The sequence below is a fragment of the Limnohabitans sp. genome, from assembly GCF_046052765.1.
Taxonomy (GTDB): Bacteria; Pseudomonadota; Gammaproteobacteria; order Burkholderiales; family Burkholderiaceae_C; genus Limnohabitans.
The window spans coordinates 1-17,084 of sequence record NZ_JAVLFQ010000048.1 but is presented as its reverse complement, the minus strand read 5'-3'; the positions used below and the strand labels follow the sequence as shown (position 1 = coordinate 17,084).

Genomic DNA, 17,084 nt, shown 5'->3' with positions numbered 1-17,084 from the left:
ATAGTAAAGAATGTTGAAGCGAAGATAGACGAGCTATTGCTTGTATTTTTTGACTGCCAATAAAGCCATGACGCTGATGCTGGCCATGCCAGAAAGATAGTAGCCCACATAGGGCAAACCGTGGTTGGTGGCCAGCCAAGTGGCTATATAGGGCGCAAACGAGGCCCCCACAATAGCGGACAGATTGAAACTCAAAGAAGCACCTGTGTAACGCACTTCTGTCGGAAAAAGAGACGCCATCAGACTGCCTAGCGGTCCAAAGCACAGCCCCATCAGCGCCATGCCTAAAGACAAAGCCAGCACAGTAGTCAAACTACCAGCCTGTAACAAAGAACCCAGAAACAAACCCAGCACACAAATTCCTACAGATCCAATCAATAGCGAATAGGTATTGCCTTTGCTGTCTGAGATTTTGGCTGACAACGGAATGAATGCGCCAAAGAAAAGCACCGATATCAATTGCAGCATCAGAAAATCCTGTCGCGCATAGCCGAGCGAACTGGTGGCCCAACTGAGGGTAAATACCGTGATTAAATAAAAAAGCACAAATTGCCCAAGACCCGTCAGCATTCCCAATAAAAGAGAACTGGTGTGTTGCGTCAGCACACTCACAATCGGCACTTTAACTTGTGTTTTCTGCGCAATGATTTGTTGGAATTGAGGCGTTTCTGAAATATTCAGACGCACATACAAACCCACCACGACCAGCACCGCACTGGATAGAAAAGGAATACGCCAGCCCCAATTCAGAAAATCTGCCTCATTCATTTGGGTGGTTAATACTAGAAATGCACTTCCAGAAAGAAAGAATCCGATAGGGCCGCCAAGTTGGGGAAACATGCCATACCAAGCGCGTTTTCCGGGCGGAGCATTTTCAGTGGCTAGCAATATTGCGCCACCCCATTCACCTCCTAGACCTAAGCCCTGACCAAAACGAAGTACAGCCAACAGCAAAGGCGCGGCAATACCTATGGAAGCATATGAAGGAAGCAAACCGATCAAAATAGTAGATAAACCCATGGTGAGCAAAGAAGCAACCAGCGTTGCTTTTCGGCCGATACGATCCCCAAAATGCCCGAACAATGCAGACCCTACAGGTCGGGCAATAAAAGCCAGACCGAAAGTAGCCAATGATTGCAATATGGCAACTTGGGCGTCGGATGCAGTGAAAAATAACTTGGGAAATACCAGTACAGCAGCAGTACCGAAAATATAAAAATCGAAATATTCGATGGTAGTGCCTATCAGACTTGCTAGCAATATCTTGAGCGTGGAGTTGGGGGGAGAGCTCAATTCAGGCAAAGAATTTTGTGCATGTGTGTTCATAAAGTGACCTTGCAGGCTTCTGTTGCCGCTGGACGGTAGATTGAAATAAGAAACTCAGCAATTCAAGCTTTGATATCCACCCGATGGTTTTTGGGGGGAGGGCTTTTGATGGATGAGAGCTGGCGGTCAGTTTTGGGGGCTTCTTTAGGAGGGCGAGGGCTGGGTTTTGATGCCGGCGCTTGCTCACGAATGGAAGAGGAATTGATGCGCATGTTTGATCTCACCCATATTGTGATGGAAAACCTATCTTATCAGTGCAGTCGGGTCTGATCTTTGGGTACTTCGCGAACCTCAGCCTCGATGACAGTGTCAGGATCAAACGCTGCGGGGGACTGACGCGAGGTCATATTTCTCCATTGCTGCAAAGCGTTCAAGTGCATGTGAAAACCAGGCTTTTGGCCTGTGATAAGCCATCTGAGCGTTGCTATCAAGAGCATCAAGGAGGCGAACAGCAGGACCACGATAAGCACCAAGCTAAAGAAGGCCAGCATAAAAAGACGCGATATCCATTTCATACAGTGAATATAGGGCATTCAACCTGTACTTGTTTCATAATGGTCAAAATTTCTCAATGCTTTAAGTAGGAAATGGCTTATCAAATACCTTTTCTTTTTTTTCTGCTTATCTCAATGTCTGCATATTCGCGCACGCAGCCTGAAATGCTGTTCGTCACCCCAGAGAATTGCAAGTTGATCAAGGGCTATAGCAAACATGACATTGCTGGTGTGGCCAGGGAGTTCAATGTGCCAGCAGCAAAAATTCGATTTATCAAAACCGAATGGGGCCGCGGTCAAGGTGACTTTGAACAATGCAATATGGTTTTCTCCACGCCAAAGGGCAACAAATCCTGTAAGGTTTTTAACATCATGAAAGACGGGTTCATTTTTGGGCTGGCTGTTCCCATACCTGGAAACCACGCTATTTGTAACTAGGCTTTGCTTAGAACCTTGCTTGATAACCAAAGAATAAACAAGTCAAACCACCGCGTTCTCAGTTGAGGCTTAGAGCCTATTTGTTAAATTCAGTGAGTAGTTCGCCTGCCAATTCGGCATTTTCGCGCAAGCCTTTATCGTCTGCCACTAATTGACCATTTACCCAAACGGCATGCACACCTGTGGCATGTGTGTTCAAGCGAGCTGCTCCGCCTGGTAAGTCGAAGACCCGATGCTTGGGACCGCGCCCTACTGTGCGGGGATCAAACATAAGCAAATCTGCGGCGTAACCCTGTTTGATAAGCCCCCGTTCTTTGAGTCCGAGGATGGCGGCTGGTTGGGCGGTGAGTTTATAGACCGCTTTTGCCATGGTCATGATGCCAAGATCGCGCGCCCAGTGGCCGAGCAGATGCAAACCAAAACCTGCATCATTGAAAAATGTCAGGTGAGCCCCAGCATCGCTTAGTGACACCAGACTGTGAGGATGGTTCAGCAGTTGCGCGACTGCTGATGCATCACTGTTGAGTAATTGCGCCGTAAAAACGGTTTGTAAATCTTCTGATAGTGCCAAATCAAGCGCAAAGTCCAGCGGATCTGACTTTACTTGGTGCGCAAGTTCAGCGACGCTACGTTGCTCAAACGGTAGGTGCTTTTCTGAGAATGTCTGGATCACATGTACTTTGTCCCACTCATTGTTGAATAAGCGAAAAGTGGTGGTTTGTGCGAGTTCATTTTTAACGTTTTGTCTGAATGTATTGTCAGCCAGACATTTCTTTAATTCTGAATGTGTCAGCCCCATGGCTGGCTTCCAACTGACCAGGCCTTCCACAGGATAAGCAGACGCGAACGTGAAATCCATGGTCAATGGACAACATGACACTTGACCTGTCAAGGGGATGCCTTGGCTGTTAGCTTCGGTGATAGCCCTCATGTCATTGAAAACAACATCTGGATTGGTGCTGTTGTGCAACAAGGCCGCAACCATGACAGGTCGACCACTGGATTCAGAGAGGGATTGCAAAAAAGACATGGGCATTTGACCACCCTTGGTCACCATGTAAACACCACCACCTTGACTGCTCATGGCCAGCGTTAATTGCATCATTTCTTCATCGTCGGCAAGTCGGGAAGGCATGGGTAAGCCTCCTTCACCATTGTGAGCAGGGCTCGTGCTGCTGGCAAATCCGATGGCACCTGCTGACATGGCTTCACGAACCAGGGCAGCCATTTCGCTGATTTCTTGGGAGGTTGCCGCACGCTTGTTGGCGTCATTGCCCATCACCCAAGTGCGTACGGAGGAGTGGCCTACATACGCTGCGATATTGATGGCGCAACGTTTCTTTTTTAACATTGCCAAGTACTCAGGAAAAGTTTCAAAGTCCCAAGTAATACCTTGTTGCAGGACTTCCAAGGACATACCTTCGACCTGAGTTAAATTGCGCATCGTCAATTCTCTGTCCTGCGGTCGACAAGGTGCAATGGTAAATCCACAATTTCCGATGATTGCCGTGGTCACGCCCATTGCTGGCGAAGGTCTGACGTAGTTATCCCAGGTGATTTGCGCGTCAAAGTGGGTATGTGAATCAATGATGCCTGGCATCAAGGCCAAGCCTTTGGCATCTATTTCATTTGCTGCAGTTAAATTCAAAGAAGGCCCTATGGCAGCAATTTTTCCATTCGCAATCGCAATGTCGCAAATCATCGGATCGTTACCACTACCGTCAAATAGCAAAGCCTGACGTATCAAGGTATCAATTTGTTTCGAATTGAGGGTATCCATTATTTTTTATCGGCACTATGTGTTGTTGATGGTTTTTTAGGTGACTGGTCTGCACAGCTTCCCTGATGTCTTATCTTGGCACCTGCAGCCTGCATCTGGCAAACGTTGGTGAATGTCTGGGTCTTAGGTGTATGCATCCAATATCCGCAGACGGGAGCAAATTCGTTGGTACATGCAAGTACGTTGTGTGAATAAATGGCGTAAATGAACATAGACAAAAACAGTCGAGTCATGATTAAAAAAAGAGAATGAACATTGGTTAATATGAGATGACAGCCACACTTCATCATAGCGCGGCCATTCAATTTTGTAGTACCGACTGGGTCAAATGTTATAGATTCAGAGCATTTTGGCAGGATGAAGGCATTATGAATGACTAAAAAACGGCGCATATGGCAACATTAAAGGATGTTGGTAAGTAATTTATAAGACTGATGTGGTGTGATTGAGTCAAATTTGATTTAAAGGAGACTTCAAATGCAAGATATTGTTATCGTTTCGGCTGCCAGAACAGCAGTAGGGAAATTCGGCGGCAGCCTGTCCAAATTCAGTGCCACTGAACTCGGAGGCATGGTTATCAAGGAAGTGGTGGCTCGTGCTGGTATGGATTCCACGATGGTCGGCGAAGTCATCATGGGTCAGGTGCTAGCGGCAGGCGCAGGACAAAACCCGGCACGCCAGGCCTTGATGAAGGCAGGTTTGGCACAAGAAACACCAGGCTTGACCATCAATGCAGTTTGCGGTTCAGGCCTCAAAGCTGTCATGCTTGCTGCACAGGCTGTTGCTTATGGAGACAGCGAGATTGTGATTGCCGGAGGACAAGAAAATATGAGCGCCTCACCACACGTATTGAATAATTCACGCGATGGTCAGCGAATGGGCGAATGGAAAATGATTGACAGCATGATCGTCGATGGTTTATGGGATGTTTACAACCAATACCACATGGGCATTACCGCAGAAAACGTAGCCAAGCAAAATGGCATCACGCGCGATATGCAGGATGCCCTGGCGCTTGCATCTCAACAAAAAGCGGCTGCTGCACAAGCTGCAGGTAAGTTTAAAAACGAGATTGTCCAGGTGCTCGTACCTCAGAAAAAGGGAAATCCTCTTCCCTTTGAGCAAGATGAATTCATCAACTTGACAACCAATGCCGAAGCACTGGCAGGTTTGCGCCCGGCCTTTGACAAAACTGGCAGCGTCACTGCAGGCAATGCTTCGGGTATCAATGATGGCGCGGCAGCTGTGATGGTGATGACTGCTGAGCGTGCAAGCAAGTTGGGATTAACCCCTCTTGGACGGATTGCTTCCTTTGCCACCACAGGACTGGATCCTGCAACCATGGGAATGGGGCCAGTGTCTGCTTCGCGCAAGGCACTGGAGCGTGCCGGATGGAATGCAGCAGATGTGGACTTGTTTGAATTGAATGAAGCTTTTGCGGCTCAGGCCTGTGCAGTCAATCAGGCTTTGGATATCGATCCACTGCGTGTCAATGTCAATGGCGGTGCTATTGCCATCGGACATCCTATAGGCGCGTCTGGCTGCCGCATTCTGGTGACCTTGCTCCATGAAATGCAGCGCAGCAACGTCAAAAAGGGATTGGCTGCTTTATGTATTGGCGGCGGTATGGGTGTGTCGCTGACCATTGAGAGATAAAAAAAGGGCACGCTCGTAAAGAGGTGCCCTGTTTTCAAAGCTTGAGTGTCATGGTGAGACCCATGCATATAATTTTTCAATTTTGTTCACTGAACAAAATCGAATTTAAGCCGCACTTATTCCCCTGCCAGTAACTCAGTCACTTGTTTTTTACCCATGTGTCTGACTGCGGCAATCGCTTTCATCTGACTGGCACGGGGTTTGGCTGTACCTTTTTCCCATTTGTAAACCGATTGTCCAGTGACACCAAGCAACGCTCCCATTTCATTGGCAGTGACTCCCAGTTTTTTACGCAGACTGGCAAAGCCATCGGCTCTGAAACGCAAAGGTTTTTCATCCGACGTGTCATTAGACACATCAACAGTTTGGCTTGAGAGTTTCCCAAGCTTTCCAATGGCAGATTCAAGTGCTGATAATCGGCGTTTCAGGGCAGCGATTTCAGATCGGTAATTTGAAGAAGCTTTTTTCAAAGCAGCATTTTCAGCTTTGATTTCTTTTTTGGATATGCGTGCAATTTCTGATTTCAATTGATTTGCAAAGGTGCTCATAGATACTTTCTAAAGATAATAAATTTTACTTTGCTATTTTGACAGACATGACATGAGCCTGGCTAAAGCCATTGATATTGCTTATTTTGCGTAAGACACTGTGACTTTAAAAAAAACATTTAGCTTATTTTTTTCAACCAATTCAGTCCATCTGAAGTGCCATTGGACACCGCACCCAGTGCAGGGCGGTATTCGCAACCCAGCCATCCGTCCCAACCACACTCCTTCGAGACTTGTTCAATGGTGTTGAACAGTAGAGAATAATTTAATTCTCCAGTATCTGGCTCATGGCGCTGTGGAACACCTGCTATTTGCAAATGTGCGACGCGGCCACTTGGCAGGTAGTGGCGAATCTTGTTTTCAACATCGCCTTCCACAATTTGACAGTGATAGAGGTCGAATTGGACTTTCAAATTGGGCATATCCACTTCCTGCACAATCGCATGTGCATCATCTTGACGATTTAAAAAGAAATGCGGAATATCGCGGGTATTGATAGGTTCAATTAGCACTTCCCTGCCTACAGAGGCGGCTTGCTCTGCAGCCCAGCGCAGATTGCTTATATAGGTGCTACGCATGGGTCCAGGTTGAGAAGCATGTACAGCGCTGGTAGATAAATGCAATGGTAATTGGCTGGCAAGACGGAATGCTTCTGGCACCAGACCCGCCATCACATGAATGCGCTGGCAATTGAGCGCTTCCGCGTATTCCAGCGCCAACATAAACCCCTGTTTGAATTCCTCTTCCCGACCGGGTAAACAAGTTGTACCTCGAACGCCCAAGTCCCACGCGGTTTGAGCACTGTCGCGGTCATGGCCTGCAGGCGGGGCATTAAACAACACTTGTTGCAAGCCGGTGTCTTTGAGCGCAGCCGCGATTTCTTGCTTGCTGAACGCATAGGGAAACAAATATTCCACACCTTTGAAACCATCTTTAGCGGCAGCTGCAAATCGATCCATGAATGGCAATTCGTTGTACAAAAAAGAGAGGTTGGCAGCAAATTTCAACATGCGGTTTCTTTCGTTATTCAAATAATTGGTTACCACTGTGCGCCAAAGGTATGCCGCAATTCTTCTATATTGATTTCTGACAACGGCGTTGTCTGAGTCAGCAAACTCAGGCGAGCTGTTTCTTCAAGTTCTTCTAAGGTGGCCATAGCTTGGGCAGGACTGTCGTGCCAAACATTAGGGCCAAGACGAGACAACATGACGGCGTGCAATGCAAGTCCGTGATCGGCATAACGTGTGATCGTGCGTTCCACCTCATCGGCTGACGCCACATCGCCAGGTCTGTGATAGGGAATAAGCGGAACATGACCTACTTTCATGACAAAGTAAGGAGTGATGGGTGCCAATAACTCTGACCCCAAGCCAGTTTGAATGGCTGGGTCTTTCAAACTCAGTGCCACCAAGTGCGTGCTGTGACTGTGAATGACACATGCGGTATCAGGAGATAAAGTCAGCGTTGCACTGTAGATGCGTCGATGAAGCGCTAATGTCTTGCTGGCTTTCTTCCCGCTGAGTTGAACGCCGTTCATGTCCAGCCAAGACAAATCGTTAGGATCCAAAAAACCCAGACATGCATCTGTGGGCGTGATCAGAAATCCATTCTCAAGTCGCATACTGATATTGCCAGCAGTAGCATGTACATATCCGCGCTCGAAAAGGCTGCGACCGACCCGGCATATTTCTTCACGCGCTTGGTTGATGTCACTCTTTGATAACAGTTGACTCATACAAAAGCGCCCTTTTCTAATACAGAAAATGCCCTAGTGAAAAAATCTGTACCGCCGAAATTGCCTGACTTCAAGGTCAAATGAATGCTTCCGAGGACAGAAAACTTGCTGGGTGCATGACACCAAGGTACGCCTGGATCAATTTGTGCGCCAATGGTCATTTGAGTGACTTCGAGTGCCTGAACACATGCACCAGATGTTTCGCCGCCCGCTACCACCAACTGACCTACACCCAATTTGACCAAGCCTTGAGCAACCATCGCTAGCACTTGCTCGGTTTGCTCACCGACATGTTGTGTGCCAAATTGTTGTTGTACGGTTTTGACTTGTTCTGCGTCCGCCGTTGAATACACCAGCACTGGACCTTGGGTCAACAAAGGAGAGGCCCAACTGAGTACATGTGCCGCGATCTCACTCGCAGGTGTGCTCTGGGTCCAAGCCAAGGGGTCGAGCTGGTATGTGTGTCCGCCAGCTTGCACAAAATGTTGTACTTGCCCTTGGGTGGCTAACGAGCAACTGCCGCTGACGATGGCTTTCAAGCCATGCGCTGAAGGTAATTGGGCGCTCTCAAGCGCAGGTTGAATCCCCCAATTCGCGGGCAAACCCATAGCAACACCTGAACCGGCTGTCACCAACGAAAGATCTTGAAGTGCGGGACCCAAACGAAGCAAATCCTCGTTCGATAAGGCATCCACAATAGCGATTGAAATTCCTTGTGCTTTCAACTCTGTCATGCGCTGACTGATGGCTTGTGCGCCTTGAGTCACACAACGGTAATCAATCAGGCCGACCCGCTTTTTGCACTGTGCTTGCAACACGTTGACCAAGTTGGCATCTTGCATTGGCGTGAGGGGGTGGTTTTTCATGCCGCTGTCGCTCAGCAGCACATCACCAACAAACAAATGTCCCTTGAAGACAGTTCTCTGATTATCCGGAAACGCTGGAGTGGCGATGGTGAAGTCACAATCCAAGGCCTGCATCAGCGCCTCGGTCACAGGACCAATATTTCCGCGAATATCGCCACGGTACCAACTGTCAAAAGTAGAGCAGTACTTGAAATAAACCTGTTTCACATGTTGCGACTTCAACCATTGCAGGGCGTTAAGCGATTGAGCTACTGCCTCTTGTGGGGCGATGGTTCGCGATTTCAGCGCAATCACAACGGCATTGCAGTCAGAGGGCAGGGGCGCGTCCGGCACGCCAATGGTTTGAACCACTCGCATACCAGCACGCACCAAGTTGTTAGCAAGGTCTGTGGCTCCGGTGAAATCGTCAGCGATACAACCCAGCAACAAGCTCATGTGTTCTCCTCAAGAACAGAAAAGATCAATGGGTATTTCATAGGGAGCATATATAAATTATTTTTTCAAAAATACGTTAGAAGTGAAAGCACTGGCTGAGTCGCAGTCATTTGCATGGTATGGAGCATACCTAATGTTTGAAAGGTATCACGACTGTGCCTAAATGGTTTCAAACACATAGGCAGCATTTACTTGGGTGAGCAATTGTTTTTGCCGAGTGAAACAGCGGCTGCACATAGACATAGCTCGAACGCTGTCCGCATGATTGTCATATGTATGTAGATGAATCGCCCTTGCATCGCCAACTTGGTGTTTGGGACACCATGCACGGTCAGATTGCTGGATTGGCTTTCATTCATGTCAAAGTAACTCAAGGCTGAGTGAATCACTTACCTTTTGCATGTGCGGCTTTTGCGATCAAAAAAGTCACATGACCGCACCCAATTGCCAGGGTACAAATTCATTTTGACCATAGCCATGCATCTCACTTTTGCTGGCTTCGCCAGACGCGCAGGACAGCATGCGCTCAAAAATGACTCTTCCCATGGCTTGAACCGTTGTGCCGCCATCGACTATTTCACCGCAGTTGATATCAATATCATCCGCTTGTCGTTCCCACAGTGCTGTGTTTGTAGCCAGTTTCAGTGAAGGCGAGGGCGCACAACCGTAGGCAGACCCGCGACCAGTTGTGAAACAAATCAAGTTGGCACCGCCAGCGACTTGTCCCGTGGCACTGACCGGATCGTATCCCGGTGTATCCATGTAGACAAAACCGTGCTTATCTACTTTTTCTGCGTATTCATAAACTGCTTGCAGGTTACTTGTTCCACCTTTGGCGACAGCACCTAGCGATTTTTCAAGAATAGTGGTCAACCCACCGGCTTTGTTGCCTGGCGATGGGTTGTTGTTCATTTCACCCGAATGCATGGCCGTGTAATGTTCCCACCAGCGAATTCGCTCCACCAGTTTTTCGCCCACAGCGCGATTGATGGCGCGGCGCGTCAGTAAATGTTCAGCACCGTAAATCTCGGGTGTTTCACTGAGAATGGCTGTTCCACCATGGGCTACCAGCAAATCCACTGCAGCACCTAAGGCGGGGTTGGCACTGATACCGGAATATCCGTCAGAACCTCCACATTGCAAACCTACCATCAGGTGCGCCGCGCTACATGGGGTGCGCGTTGATTTATTTACCTCTGGCAACATGGCTTGCACCAACGCTATACCCTTGGCCACGGTTTTAGCAGTGCCACCACTGTCTTGAATGTTGAAGGTTTGCAAGGTGCTGCCTTCTTGTAAACCACTGTGTGATAACCACGATTTCAGTTGGTTGGCTTCGCATCCCAGACCCACAGCCAACACACCAGAAAAGTTCGGGTGGGTTGCGTATCCCGCCATGGTGCGTTCCAGCACTTGCATACCCAGTCCCTGCGTGTCCATACCGCAGCCTGTCCCATGTGTTAACGCCACCACCCCGTCTACGTGGGGAAATGCTGCTAAAGCTGTGGGATTGATGGTGCGCGAGAAATGGTCTGCGATAGCGCGTGCCACAGTAGCAGAACAGTTCACGCTCGACAAAATACCTATGTAGTTGCGGGTGGCTACACGGCCGTCAGCCCGCACATAGCCCATGAAATTGGCGTGTAGCAAGGTCGGCTCGGGTTTGACGTCGGCACAAAAAGCATAGTCTCGTGCGAAGTCTCCTTTGTTCTCACCCAAGTTCAAGTTATGCGTATGAATATGTTCACCGATGGCAATGGGCTGACTTGCAAAACCGATGATCTGGTTGTAGCGACGCACCGCCTGTCCAGTTTCGATGGCGCGGGTAGCGATTTTGTGGCCTGGGGGAATCAAGCCGCGCACTGCAATACCGTCAACGGTGGTACCACTCATGAGTTGTTGGCGGGCGATGACGACATCATCGTCAGGATGAAGGCGAATGAATAATGACATGATGAAAGGTTTTTAAGTGGTTGACATGTAATGTGGCAGCCACAGTGAAATGGCAGGTATGTATGTGATCAGCAATAAACTGGCTAGCAAAGGAACCAGCCAAGGAAGTATGGCCATGGTGGTGCGCTCTACACTCAAATTGGCAACTCGCGCCAGCACAAACAACACCATACCCATCGGCGGATGTAGCAATCCAATCATCAAGTTCAACACCATCACTAATCCGAAGTGCACTGGGTCAATGCCTAATTGACGGCATATGGGAACCAATATCGGAACCAAAATGGTGATGGCCGCCGTAGGCTCTAAAAAACAACCGACAAACAGCATCAACAGATTGGCTAACAATAAAAATTGCCAAGGTTGGTCGGTGACGCCCAAGACCCATTGGCCGATGGCGGCAGTCACGCCAGTGGCGGTCAACATCCAGCCGAAGATACTGGCAGCGGCAACGATGAATAACACGGTAGCGGTGGTCTCGACTGTGTCAAGGCAGATCTTGACAAAGAGCTTGAAATTGAGGGTTCGGTACCATCCAAAACCTAATATCAATGCCCATACACAAGCAGCTATCGCACCTTCAGTGGGTGTGAACACGCCAGTGGTCATGCCGCCTATCAACAGCACAGGGGTCATGATGGGCAGCACTGCTTGAAAATTGAATAATTTATCGGCGAGAAATAAAACCACCAAGCCGATAAAAACCGTCGATTGCGCTGGCATATCAAGGTCAGTCACCAGTAGCCAAATGATCAGGGGCCAGCCAATGACCACCAGTGTTTCAATCAACGCCTTGATCAGCTTTGGCCATTCAAATTTAACGTCGCCACCCCAACCGTTTTTGTGCGCAAAGTAAGCCACGGTCAACATCATGAGCAATGCCATGATGCCGCCAGGCACAATGCCTGCCAGAAACAAAGAACCCACAGAAACATTGGCCATCATTCCGTAAATGACAAAGGGCAGACTAGGTGGAATGATGGGGCCAAGGGTGGCTGAAGCTGCGGTAACGCCAACCGCAAACTCAGGTTCATACCCATGGTCAACCATGGCTTTGATTTCTATTGTGCCCAGACCTGCAGCATCTGCAATGGCAGTACCACTCATGCCAGCAAATACAACCGATCCCACCACATTCACATGGCCTAGTCCACCTTTCAGCCATCCGACCAAAGACAGTGCATAAGCATAAATTCGGTGGGTGATGCCTGAGGTATTCATCAGGTTACCTGCCAAAATAAAAAACGGCACAGCTAACAATGGAAAGCTGTCAATGCCTGACACCATTCGGTGGATTACCACAAACGGTGGCGAACTGGGATTGAGCCAAAGGTAAATCAAAGAGGCGGCTGCCATGGCCATGGCAACTGGTAAGCCACCGCTGAGCAGAAACAAAAAAATAATTTTTAACATACAGTGATCATGGGTTGTCAGGACGTTCAAGCACACTGAAGCCCTGGCGCCAATGTTGACGCATGACCAAGATGCTTCGCCAAGTCATCAATACAAAGGCCAGTAGAACCACGCTATAAACAATATTCATAGGCAAATTAACAATAGTCATTTGGTAGCTGCCCATCTTTAGCATCAGCTCCCAAGTCATCCAACTGGCGCAACCCAGAAAAGCTATTCGGCATACATCGACTAATACCGAGAGTGAGCGCGACAGCCTGGCGGGCATGAAGCGGTAAAAGAAATCCACTTGTATATGGTTATTTTTGGCAACACCAATGACAGCGCCTATGAAAACAGTTGCAATGAGCAAATAACGTGCAATTTCTTCCGTCCAGGCTGCCGAGTCATTGAAAACATACCGGGTGATGAATTGGTACAAAACCGTCAGTCCCAGCAGCCAAAAAAAGCCTAGCGCCAACCACGCTTCGGCAATCACGCCAGACAAATCTACCGGCGCATCGGCTTCGCCAAAGGCCGTCGCAAGTTGTTCTGCTTCTTTGCTCATTATTTGACCGCCTGTATCCGGTCGTAATCAGCTTTAGAAAGATTCAAGCTTTCAACAGGCTTATTTTTCAACACGGCATCTTGAAAACTCTTGCGGTTGACTTCCACCACATTCAATCCTTTTTTCTTGAATATGTCTATCAGTTCAGCCTCACGTTTTTTGATCTTGGCAGAGGCGCGGGCGGCTGCTTCTTGCATGACTTCGGTAAACATTTTTTGTTCTACTGCAGACAAGGTATTCCATACATGGGGCGCCACCAAAGTAATCAGGCCATCCACAATATGTCCGGTGAGCATGATGGACTTTTGCACTTCGAAGAACTTTTTGGCTTCAATCGTCGTCAGTGGATTTTCTTGGGCATCCACCGTCCCGTTTTGCAGTGCAAGATATACCTCAGCAAAAGCGATAGGCGTCGGGTTGGCACCGCAAGCTTGCCATGTGGCGGTATAGGCTGGTGCATCGGGGACACGAATTTTCAAACCCTTGATGTCAGAACATTGATTGAATACTTTTTGTGCGGTGGTGTGCCGCGCACCATAGTAGGTATAAGCGGTCACTTGGATACCTGTTTTCTGACGAAACTCGTTGACCATGTCCTGAAACAAGGGACTTTTGGAATAGGCCAGCAAATGGTCACCGTCTCTGAAAATAAACGGATAGTAGGCAATGCCAAAGCGAGGGTAGGTGCGTGCAGCAAAAGATGGCCCACTGATGATGATGTCAACCGAACCCAGCATCAAGCCTTGGTTGAGATCGGTTTCTTTACCCAAACTAGAGGCAGGAAAGACTTGAATATCAAATTTTCCATTGGAACGTTTTTTGATTTCTTCTGCCGCCCACACAGATTCAGTGTGATAGGGCTCGGAAGATTCATACACATGCGCCCACTTTAGCTTTTGCTGTGCCAGCAAGGTGCCAGGTATGACGCACAGGAAAAAACAAATCGCTTGAAAATGGCGACGGATGGATATTCTGGGCAGCATGACATGACTTTCAATTTGAATGAGCTCTTACAAACCATACAACCTTGTCAAGCTTGGCCACCTACCGATAAACCCTAGTTATCTGGCGTTAGTTGATTAAATTTACTGATTGGAGATATGTTTATAAGCCAGTCTTGCGGGTTATTTTGAATGCCAGTTTGTATTTGGACTGCGTATGATGAGGCTTTACTTTATAGGAGGCTGGCATGAACCGGTTTACTCTACGTTGGTTGACAATCTTGGTGGTTGCTTTGTTTTCAGGCCTGTCCGCTTGGGCTGGTTCTTGCGACAACATCACGGCAGACGAAGCATTAAAAGCAGAGGACGCCCGTTACGCCGCCCAAATGAGCAATGATTTTGCAGCGATGGAAAAACTATTTTCACCTGACTTGGTCTATACGCACACCAGTTCGGTGGTCGATAACAAGCAAACTTATATCGAATCCATGCGATCAGGTGCAGTGGTTTACAAAGTCATGCGTCGCTCGGATGTTCAAGTGCGTACCTTTGGGTGCATTGCTATTTTGACCGGTAACGGTAATTTCGATGTGCGTGTCAACGACAAGGATTTGAATGTATTGCTTCGTTTCCACAGCATTTGGCAGAAAAAAGACGGTGTCATGCAATACGTATCTTGGCAATCCACACGGATTCCTTGACAACTGATGCCACATACTCAAAGACCTCAATGGCCCGGTTCCTTGTTGGCTGCTCAGGAGTTGTTGAGGCAGCAACAACAGGCTGAGGGTTTTACCGGCTTGGATGACTCTTTTGCACCTAAAGATGTGATGGAGGCGTATGCCACACAAGACGATTTGATTGATATTCAATGTCAACTTCGTCACACCGCAGTCAGCGGTTACAAGATTGCCATCACCACGCCTGTGATGCGCGAATTCGTGGGTTTTGATGATGCCATTTCAGGTTGTGTGTTGGCTGACACCGTATTTCAAAGCGGGCATTCGGTGGTTGCCAAAAAATATCAACATCTGATCATTGAATTTGAACTGGCTTTGCAATTCGCCACCGATGTCCCCGAGCGCAAAGCCCCATGGACAGCAGACTCCATATTGGACTTCATCGCTTGTGCGTATCCTTCACTTGAAATTGCAGATGACAGGCATGCGGTTTACGCTGATTTAAAGCACCATTTTTTCAGTCTGGTCGCAGAAAACGCATGGAACCACGGCGCAGTTCTTGGTTCTCGCATCGAAAAAAAACAGTTTTCCGATTTGTGGCAAGCCACCGGTACAGCCTATGTAGACGATCAGGCCATTGGGAGCGGACATAGCCGTGATGTCATGGGACACCCTTTGCAGGCTATGGCCTGGATAGCCAACCATTTCCAACAACGCGGTCGCCGCTTCAAAGCTGGACAATGGGTCACGACTGGAAGCTGGTTGGCGTCTTTTTTTCCCTTGCCCGGGCAGCATTTGCGTTTTGATATTGCTGGATGTGCCGAGGTGCAGGTACATATCCATTGATGATTAAAGGAGTACTGACATGAACAAACCCGTGATCGGATTCATTGGCGTCGGCCTGATGGGCGCTGGCATGGCTAAAAATATAGTGACCAAAGGCTACTCTTTGGTCATCTTGGGCCACAAAAATCGTGAACCTGTTGAAAGACTCAAGGGCTTGGGTGCCAGCGAAGCCCATTCTGCGCGTGAACTTGCTTCGCAATGTGACATTGTGCATTTGTGCGTCACCGGTTCCCCTCAAGTCGAATCACTGATGAACGGTCCTGAGGGCATATTGGCAAGCGCCAAAAAAGGATTGATCATCATTGATTGCTCGACCTCTAATCCCGTGTCAACCAAACAAATGGCTGTTTTGGCTGAGAGTCATGGCATGCATTTTATTGACGCACCCTTGAGTCGCACACCCGTTGAAGCAGAGGCTGGAACCTTGGACGCTATGGTGGGCGCCCCAGATGCGATATTCGCCAAGGTCAAACCTGTCATAGAGTGTTGGGCTGGCAATATTGTGCATTTAGGACCGGTTGGATTGGGACACACCATGAAGTTAATCAATAACTTCATTGCCATGGGTTATGCAGCACTGTTTTCAGAAGCCTTGTCTATCGCCCGCAAAGCCGGTTTGAGTCAAGACCAATTTCATGCAGTCATTGGATCGGGTCGCATGCGCAGTCCTTTTTACGATACTTTCATGAAATGGACAATGAACGGCGATGAGAATGCCCACAAATTCACCATCAGCAACGCGCATAAAGACATGCGTTATTTAAGCAGTCTGGCAAACGACATCGGTGCCTTACATCCGATTCAATCGATGGTGAAAAATTCTTTTGCTGGTATGGAAGCGCAAGGCTTTGCACAAAAATATGTGCCCATGCTGGCGGACTTTGTCGCCACCCAAAACGGCTTGCCGCCTTCGCACAAATTTTGATGTTGGCCAGTGATGTTTTTCAATTTTTTCAATCAGCTTTGTATGTTGCGGTTCCTCTCATTGTGTGTATTTGCCGTGATGTGTTTGACTTGCATAGCGCAAACAAAAACAAAAGATCAGAACACAGCCAAGGAAAGCGCTTCTGCTTGTAAAGCAGCAGATTTCAGAAATTTGTCCTATGCCATCAATGATGTGCAGTTAAGAGAAAAAAAAGCCTTAGAGTGGTTGTTAAATCACGGCAAAGACTGTCCTTATGCTGAAATTGAAGCCATCAGAAGCAATGCAGCGGTTTGGTTGGGTACAGCGGATACAGAAAAACTGCATCAAATGATCAAGGAGCTTCATTTGTCGAAAAAACCTACGTCGACACTTGAGGTCAGCAAGAACACAAATACTGCACCTGTGATTGAGCCATCTGGCAGCGTCACGTCGACCAAAAAAATTAAACGTCTTCCTAATAAAGTGGAGGAAAAAATAGCTGTCAGTAAGGAATATTCCTTG

Annotated in this window: 18 protein-coding genes; 6 read left to right on the top strand and 12 right to left on the bottom strand. The window is 48.1% G+C overall.

Annotation, left to right across the window (positions count from 1 at the left end; genetic code table 11):
• Positions 1-33 precede the first annotated feature (33 nt).
• Together AC9UG7_RS05715 and AC9UG7_RS05710 are read right to left on the bottom strand one after the other, a co-directional pair.
• Positions 34-1,326, bottom strand: a complete 1,293-nt coding sequence (locus AC9UG7_RS05715; protein ID WP_509585413.1) for an MFS transporter — start codon at positions 1,324-1,326, stop codon at positions 34-36.
• A gap of 251 nt (positions 1,327-1,577) precedes the next feature.
• The gene (locus tag AC9UG7_RS05710) at positions 1,578-1,706 is read right to left on the bottom strand and encodes a hypothetical protein (RefSeq protein WP_509585410.1); all 129 of its coding nucleotides are present in this window, start codon (positions 1,704-1,706) and stop codon (positions 1,578-1,580) included.
• A gap of 249 nt (positions 1,707-1,955) precedes the next feature.
• Between AC9UG7_RS05710 and AC9UG7_RS05705 the strand changes: the two genes are divergently transcribed.
• Positions 1,956-2,258 (top strand): hypothetical protein, encoded by a 303-nt coding sequence (locus AC9UG7_RS05705; RefSeq protein ID WP_509585407.1) that lies wholly within the window; start codon positions 1,956-1,958, stop codon positions 2,256-2,258.
• 76 nt (positions 2,259-2,334) lie between these two features.
• Here the strand turns inward: AC9UG7_RS05705 and AC9UG7_RS05700 are convergent, their stop codons facing one another.
• Together AC9UG7_RS05700 and AC9UG7_RS05695 are read right to left on the bottom strand one after the other, a co-directional pair.
• On the bottom strand, positions 2,335-4,038 hold the full coding sequence (locus AC9UG7_RS05700) for an N-acyl-D-amino-acid deacylase family protein (protein ID WP_509585404.1): 1,704 nt from the start codon (positions 4,036-4,038) through the stop codon (positions 2,335-2,337).
• The gene (locus AC9UG7_RS05695; protein WP_509585401.1) at positions 4,038-4,271 is read right to left on the bottom strand and encodes a Kazal-type serine protease inhibitor family protein; all 234 of its coding nucleotides are present in this window, start codon (positions 4,269-4,271) and stop codon (positions 4,038-4,040) included. The genes AC9UG7_RS05700 and AC9UG7_RS05695 overlap by 1 nt, the downstream gene beginning before the upstream one ends.
• Before the next feature lie 244 nt (positions 4,272-4,515).
• Here AC9UG7_RS05695 and AC9UG7_RS05690 point away from each other — a divergent pair, with 244 nt between their 5' ends.
• Positions 4,516-5,694, top strand: coding sequence for an acetyl-CoA C-acetyltransferase (locus AC9UG7_RS05690; protein ID WP_509585399.1), 1,179 nt, complete (start codon positions 4,516-4,518; stop codon positions 5,692-5,694).
• Positions 5,695-5,810: 116 nt separating this feature from the next.
• Here the strand turns inward: AC9UG7_RS05690 and AC9UG7_RS05685 are convergent, their stop codons facing one another.
• The 8 genes from AC9UG7_RS05685 to AC9UG7_RS05650 all read right to left on the bottom strand — a co-directional run bounded on the left by AC9UG7_RS05685 (position 5,811) and on the right by AC9UG7_RS05650 (position 14,174).
• A complete protein-coding gene (locus AC9UG7_RS05685; RefSeq protein ID WP_509585397.1) occupies positions 5,811-6,242 on the bottom strand; it encodes a helix-turn-helix domain-containing protein in 432 nt (143 codons plus the stop codon).
• A gap of 119 nt (positions 6,243-6,361) precedes the next feature.
• Positions 6,362-7,252, bottom strand: coding sequence for a 2-oxo-tetronate isomerase (gene otnI / locus AC9UG7_RS05680; protein ID WP_509585394.1), 891 nt, complete (start codon positions 7,250-7,252; stop codon positions 6,362-6,364).
• A gap of 29 nt (positions 7,253-7,281) precedes the next feature.
• Positions 7,282-7,977, bottom strand: a complete 696-nt coding sequence (locus AC9UG7_RS05675; RefSeq protein ID WP_509585392.1) for a class II aldolase/adducin family protein — start codon at positions 7,975-7,977, stop codon at positions 7,282-7,284.
• Positions 7,974-9,278, bottom strand: coding sequence for a 3-oxo-tetronate kinase (gene otnK, locus AC9UG7_RS05670; RefSeq protein ID WP_509585390.1), 1,305 nt, complete (start codon positions 9,276-9,278; stop codon positions 7,974-7,976). The genes AC9UG7_RS05675 and otnK overlap by 4 nt, the downstream gene beginning before the upstream one ends.
• 426 nt (positions 9,279-9,704) lie before the next feature.
• Positions 9,705-11,231, bottom strand: coding sequence for a UxaA family hydrolase (locus AC9UG7_RS05665; protein ID WP_509585387.1), 1,527 nt, complete (start codon positions 11,229-11,231; stop codon positions 9,705-9,707).
• A 12-nt stretch (positions 11,232-11,243) separates the two neighbouring features.
• Complete coding sequence (locus AC9UG7_RS05660) at positions 11,244-12,644, bottom strand: TRAP transporter large permease (protein ID WP_509585384.1); 1,401 nt, start codon at positions 12,642-12,644, stop codon at positions 11,244-11,246.
• A 7-nt stretch (positions 12,645-12,651) separates the two neighbouring features.
• Positions 12,652-13,191 carry a TRAP transporter small permease gene (locus AC9UG7_RS05655; protein WP_509585381.1) on the bottom strand — a complete coding sequence of 180 codons (540 nt, stop codon included), beginning with the start codon at positions 13,189-13,191 and terminating at the stop codon, positions 12,652-12,654.
• The gene (locus AC9UG7_RS05650; RefSeq protein ID WP_509585378.1) at positions 13,191-14,174 is read right to left on the bottom strand and encodes a sialic acid TRAP transporter substrate-binding protein SiaP; all 984 of its coding nucleotides are present in this window, start codon (positions 14,172-14,174) and stop codon (positions 13,191-13,193) included. Before AC9UG7_RS05650 ends, AC9UG7_RS05655 begins: the two co-directional genes overlap by 1 nt.
• A 206-nt stretch (positions 14,175-14,380) precedes the next feature.
• Here AC9UG7_RS05650 and AC9UG7_RS05645 point away from each other — a divergent pair, with 206 nt between their 5' ends.
• The 4 genes from AC9UG7_RS05645 to AC9UG7_RS05630 all read left to right on the top strand — a co-directional run.
• Positions 14,381-14,833 carry a nuclear transport factor 2 family protein gene (locus AC9UG7_RS05645; protein ID WP_509585375.1) on the top strand — a complete coding sequence of 151 codons (453 nt, stop codon included), beginning with the start codon at positions 14,381-14,383 and terminating at the stop codon, positions 14,831-14,833.
• Between the two features lie 6 nt (positions 14,834-14,839).
• Positions 14,840-15,658, top strand: a complete 819-nt coding sequence (locus AC9UG7_RS05640; RefSeq protein WP_509585372.1) for a 2-keto-4-pentenoate hydratase — start codon at positions 14,840-14,842, stop codon at positions 15,656-15,658.
• Between the two features lie 19 nt (positions 15,659-15,677).
• Positions 15,678-16,583, top strand: coding sequence for an NAD(P)-dependent oxidoreductase (locus AC9UG7_RS05635; RefSeq protein ID WP_509585370.1), 906 nt, complete (start codon positions 15,678-15,680; stop codon positions 16,581-16,583).
• A gap of 171 nt (positions 16,584-16,754) precedes the next feature.
• Positions 16,755-17,084 (top strand): hypothetical protein (locus tag AC9UG7_RS05630; protein WP_509585367.1); only part of this gene is annotated, 330 nt, incomplete at its 3' end.

Excerpts from the sequence above, each read along its gene's own strand:
- AC9UG7_RS05705 (WP_509585407.1), top strand. The coding sequence starts at position 1,956 with ATGTCTGCATATTCGCGCACGCAGCCTGAAATGCTGTTCGTCACCCCA.
- AC9UG7_RS05715 (WP_509585413.1), bottom strand. The coding sequence starts at position 1,326 with ATGAACACACATGCACAAAATTCTTTGCCTGAATTGAGCTCTCCCCCC.
- AC9UG7_RS05655 (WP_509585381.1), bottom strand. The coding sequence starts at position 13,191 with ATGAGCAAAGAAGCAGAACAACTTGCGACGGCCTTTGGCGAAGCCGAT.
- AC9UG7_RS05695 (WP_509585401.1), bottom strand. The coding sequence starts at position 4,271 with ATGACTCGACTGTTTTTGTCTATGTTCATTTACGCCATTTATTCACAC.
- AC9UG7_RS05635 (WP_509585370.1), top strand. The coding sequence starts at position 15,678 with ATGAACAAACCCGTGATCGGATTCATTGGCGTCGGCCTGATGGGCGCT.
- AC9UG7_RS05650 (WP_509585378.1), bottom strand. The coding sequence starts at position 14,174 with ATGCTGCCCAGAATATCCATCCGTCGCCATTTTCAAGCGATTTGTTTT.
- AC9UG7_RS05690 (WP_509585399.1), top strand. The coding sequence starts at position 4,516 with ATGCAAGATATTGTTATCGTTTCGGCTGCCAGAACAGCAGTAGGGAAA.
- otnI (WP_509585394.1), bottom strand. The coding sequence starts at position 7,252 with ATGTTGAAATTTGCTGCCAACCTCTCTTTTTTGTACAACGAATTGCCA.
- AC9UG7_RS05700 (WP_509585404.1), bottom strand. The coding sequence starts at position 4,038 with ATGGATACCCTCAATTCGAAACAAATTGATACCTTGATACGTCAGGCT.
- AC9UG7_RS05710 (WP_509585410.1), bottom strand. The coding sequence starts at position 1,706 with ATGCACTTGAACGCTTTGCAGCAATGGAGAAATATGACCTCGCGTCAG.
- otnK (WP_509585390.1), bottom strand. The coding sequence starts at position 9,278 with ATGAGCTTGTTGCTGGGTTGTATCGCTGACGATTTCACCGGAGCCACA.
- AC9UG7_RS05640 (WP_509585372.1), top strand. The coding sequence starts at position 14,840 with ATGCCACATACTCAAAGACCTCAATGGCCCGGTTCCTTGTTGGCTGCT.
- AC9UG7_RS05660 (WP_509585384.1), bottom strand. The coding sequence starts at position 12,644 with ATGTTAAAAATTATTTTTTTGTTTCTGCTCAGCGGTGGCTTACCAGTT.
- AC9UG7_RS05645 (WP_509585375.1), top strand. The coding sequence starts at position 14,381 with ATGAACCGGTTTACTCTACGTTGGTTGACAATCTTGGTGGTTGCTTTG.
- AC9UG7_RS05675 (WP_509585392.1), bottom strand. The coding sequence starts at position 7,977 with ATGAGTCAACTGTTATCAAAGAGTGACATCAACCAAGCGCGTGAAGAA.
- AC9UG7_RS05665 (WP_509585387.1), bottom strand. The coding sequence starts at position 11,231 with ATGTCATTATTCATTCGCCTTCATCCTGACGATGATGTCGTCATCGCC.
- AC9UG7_RS05685 (WP_509585397.1), bottom strand. The coding sequence starts at position 6,242 with ATGAGCACCTTTGCAAATCAATTGAAATCAGAAATTGCACGCATATCC.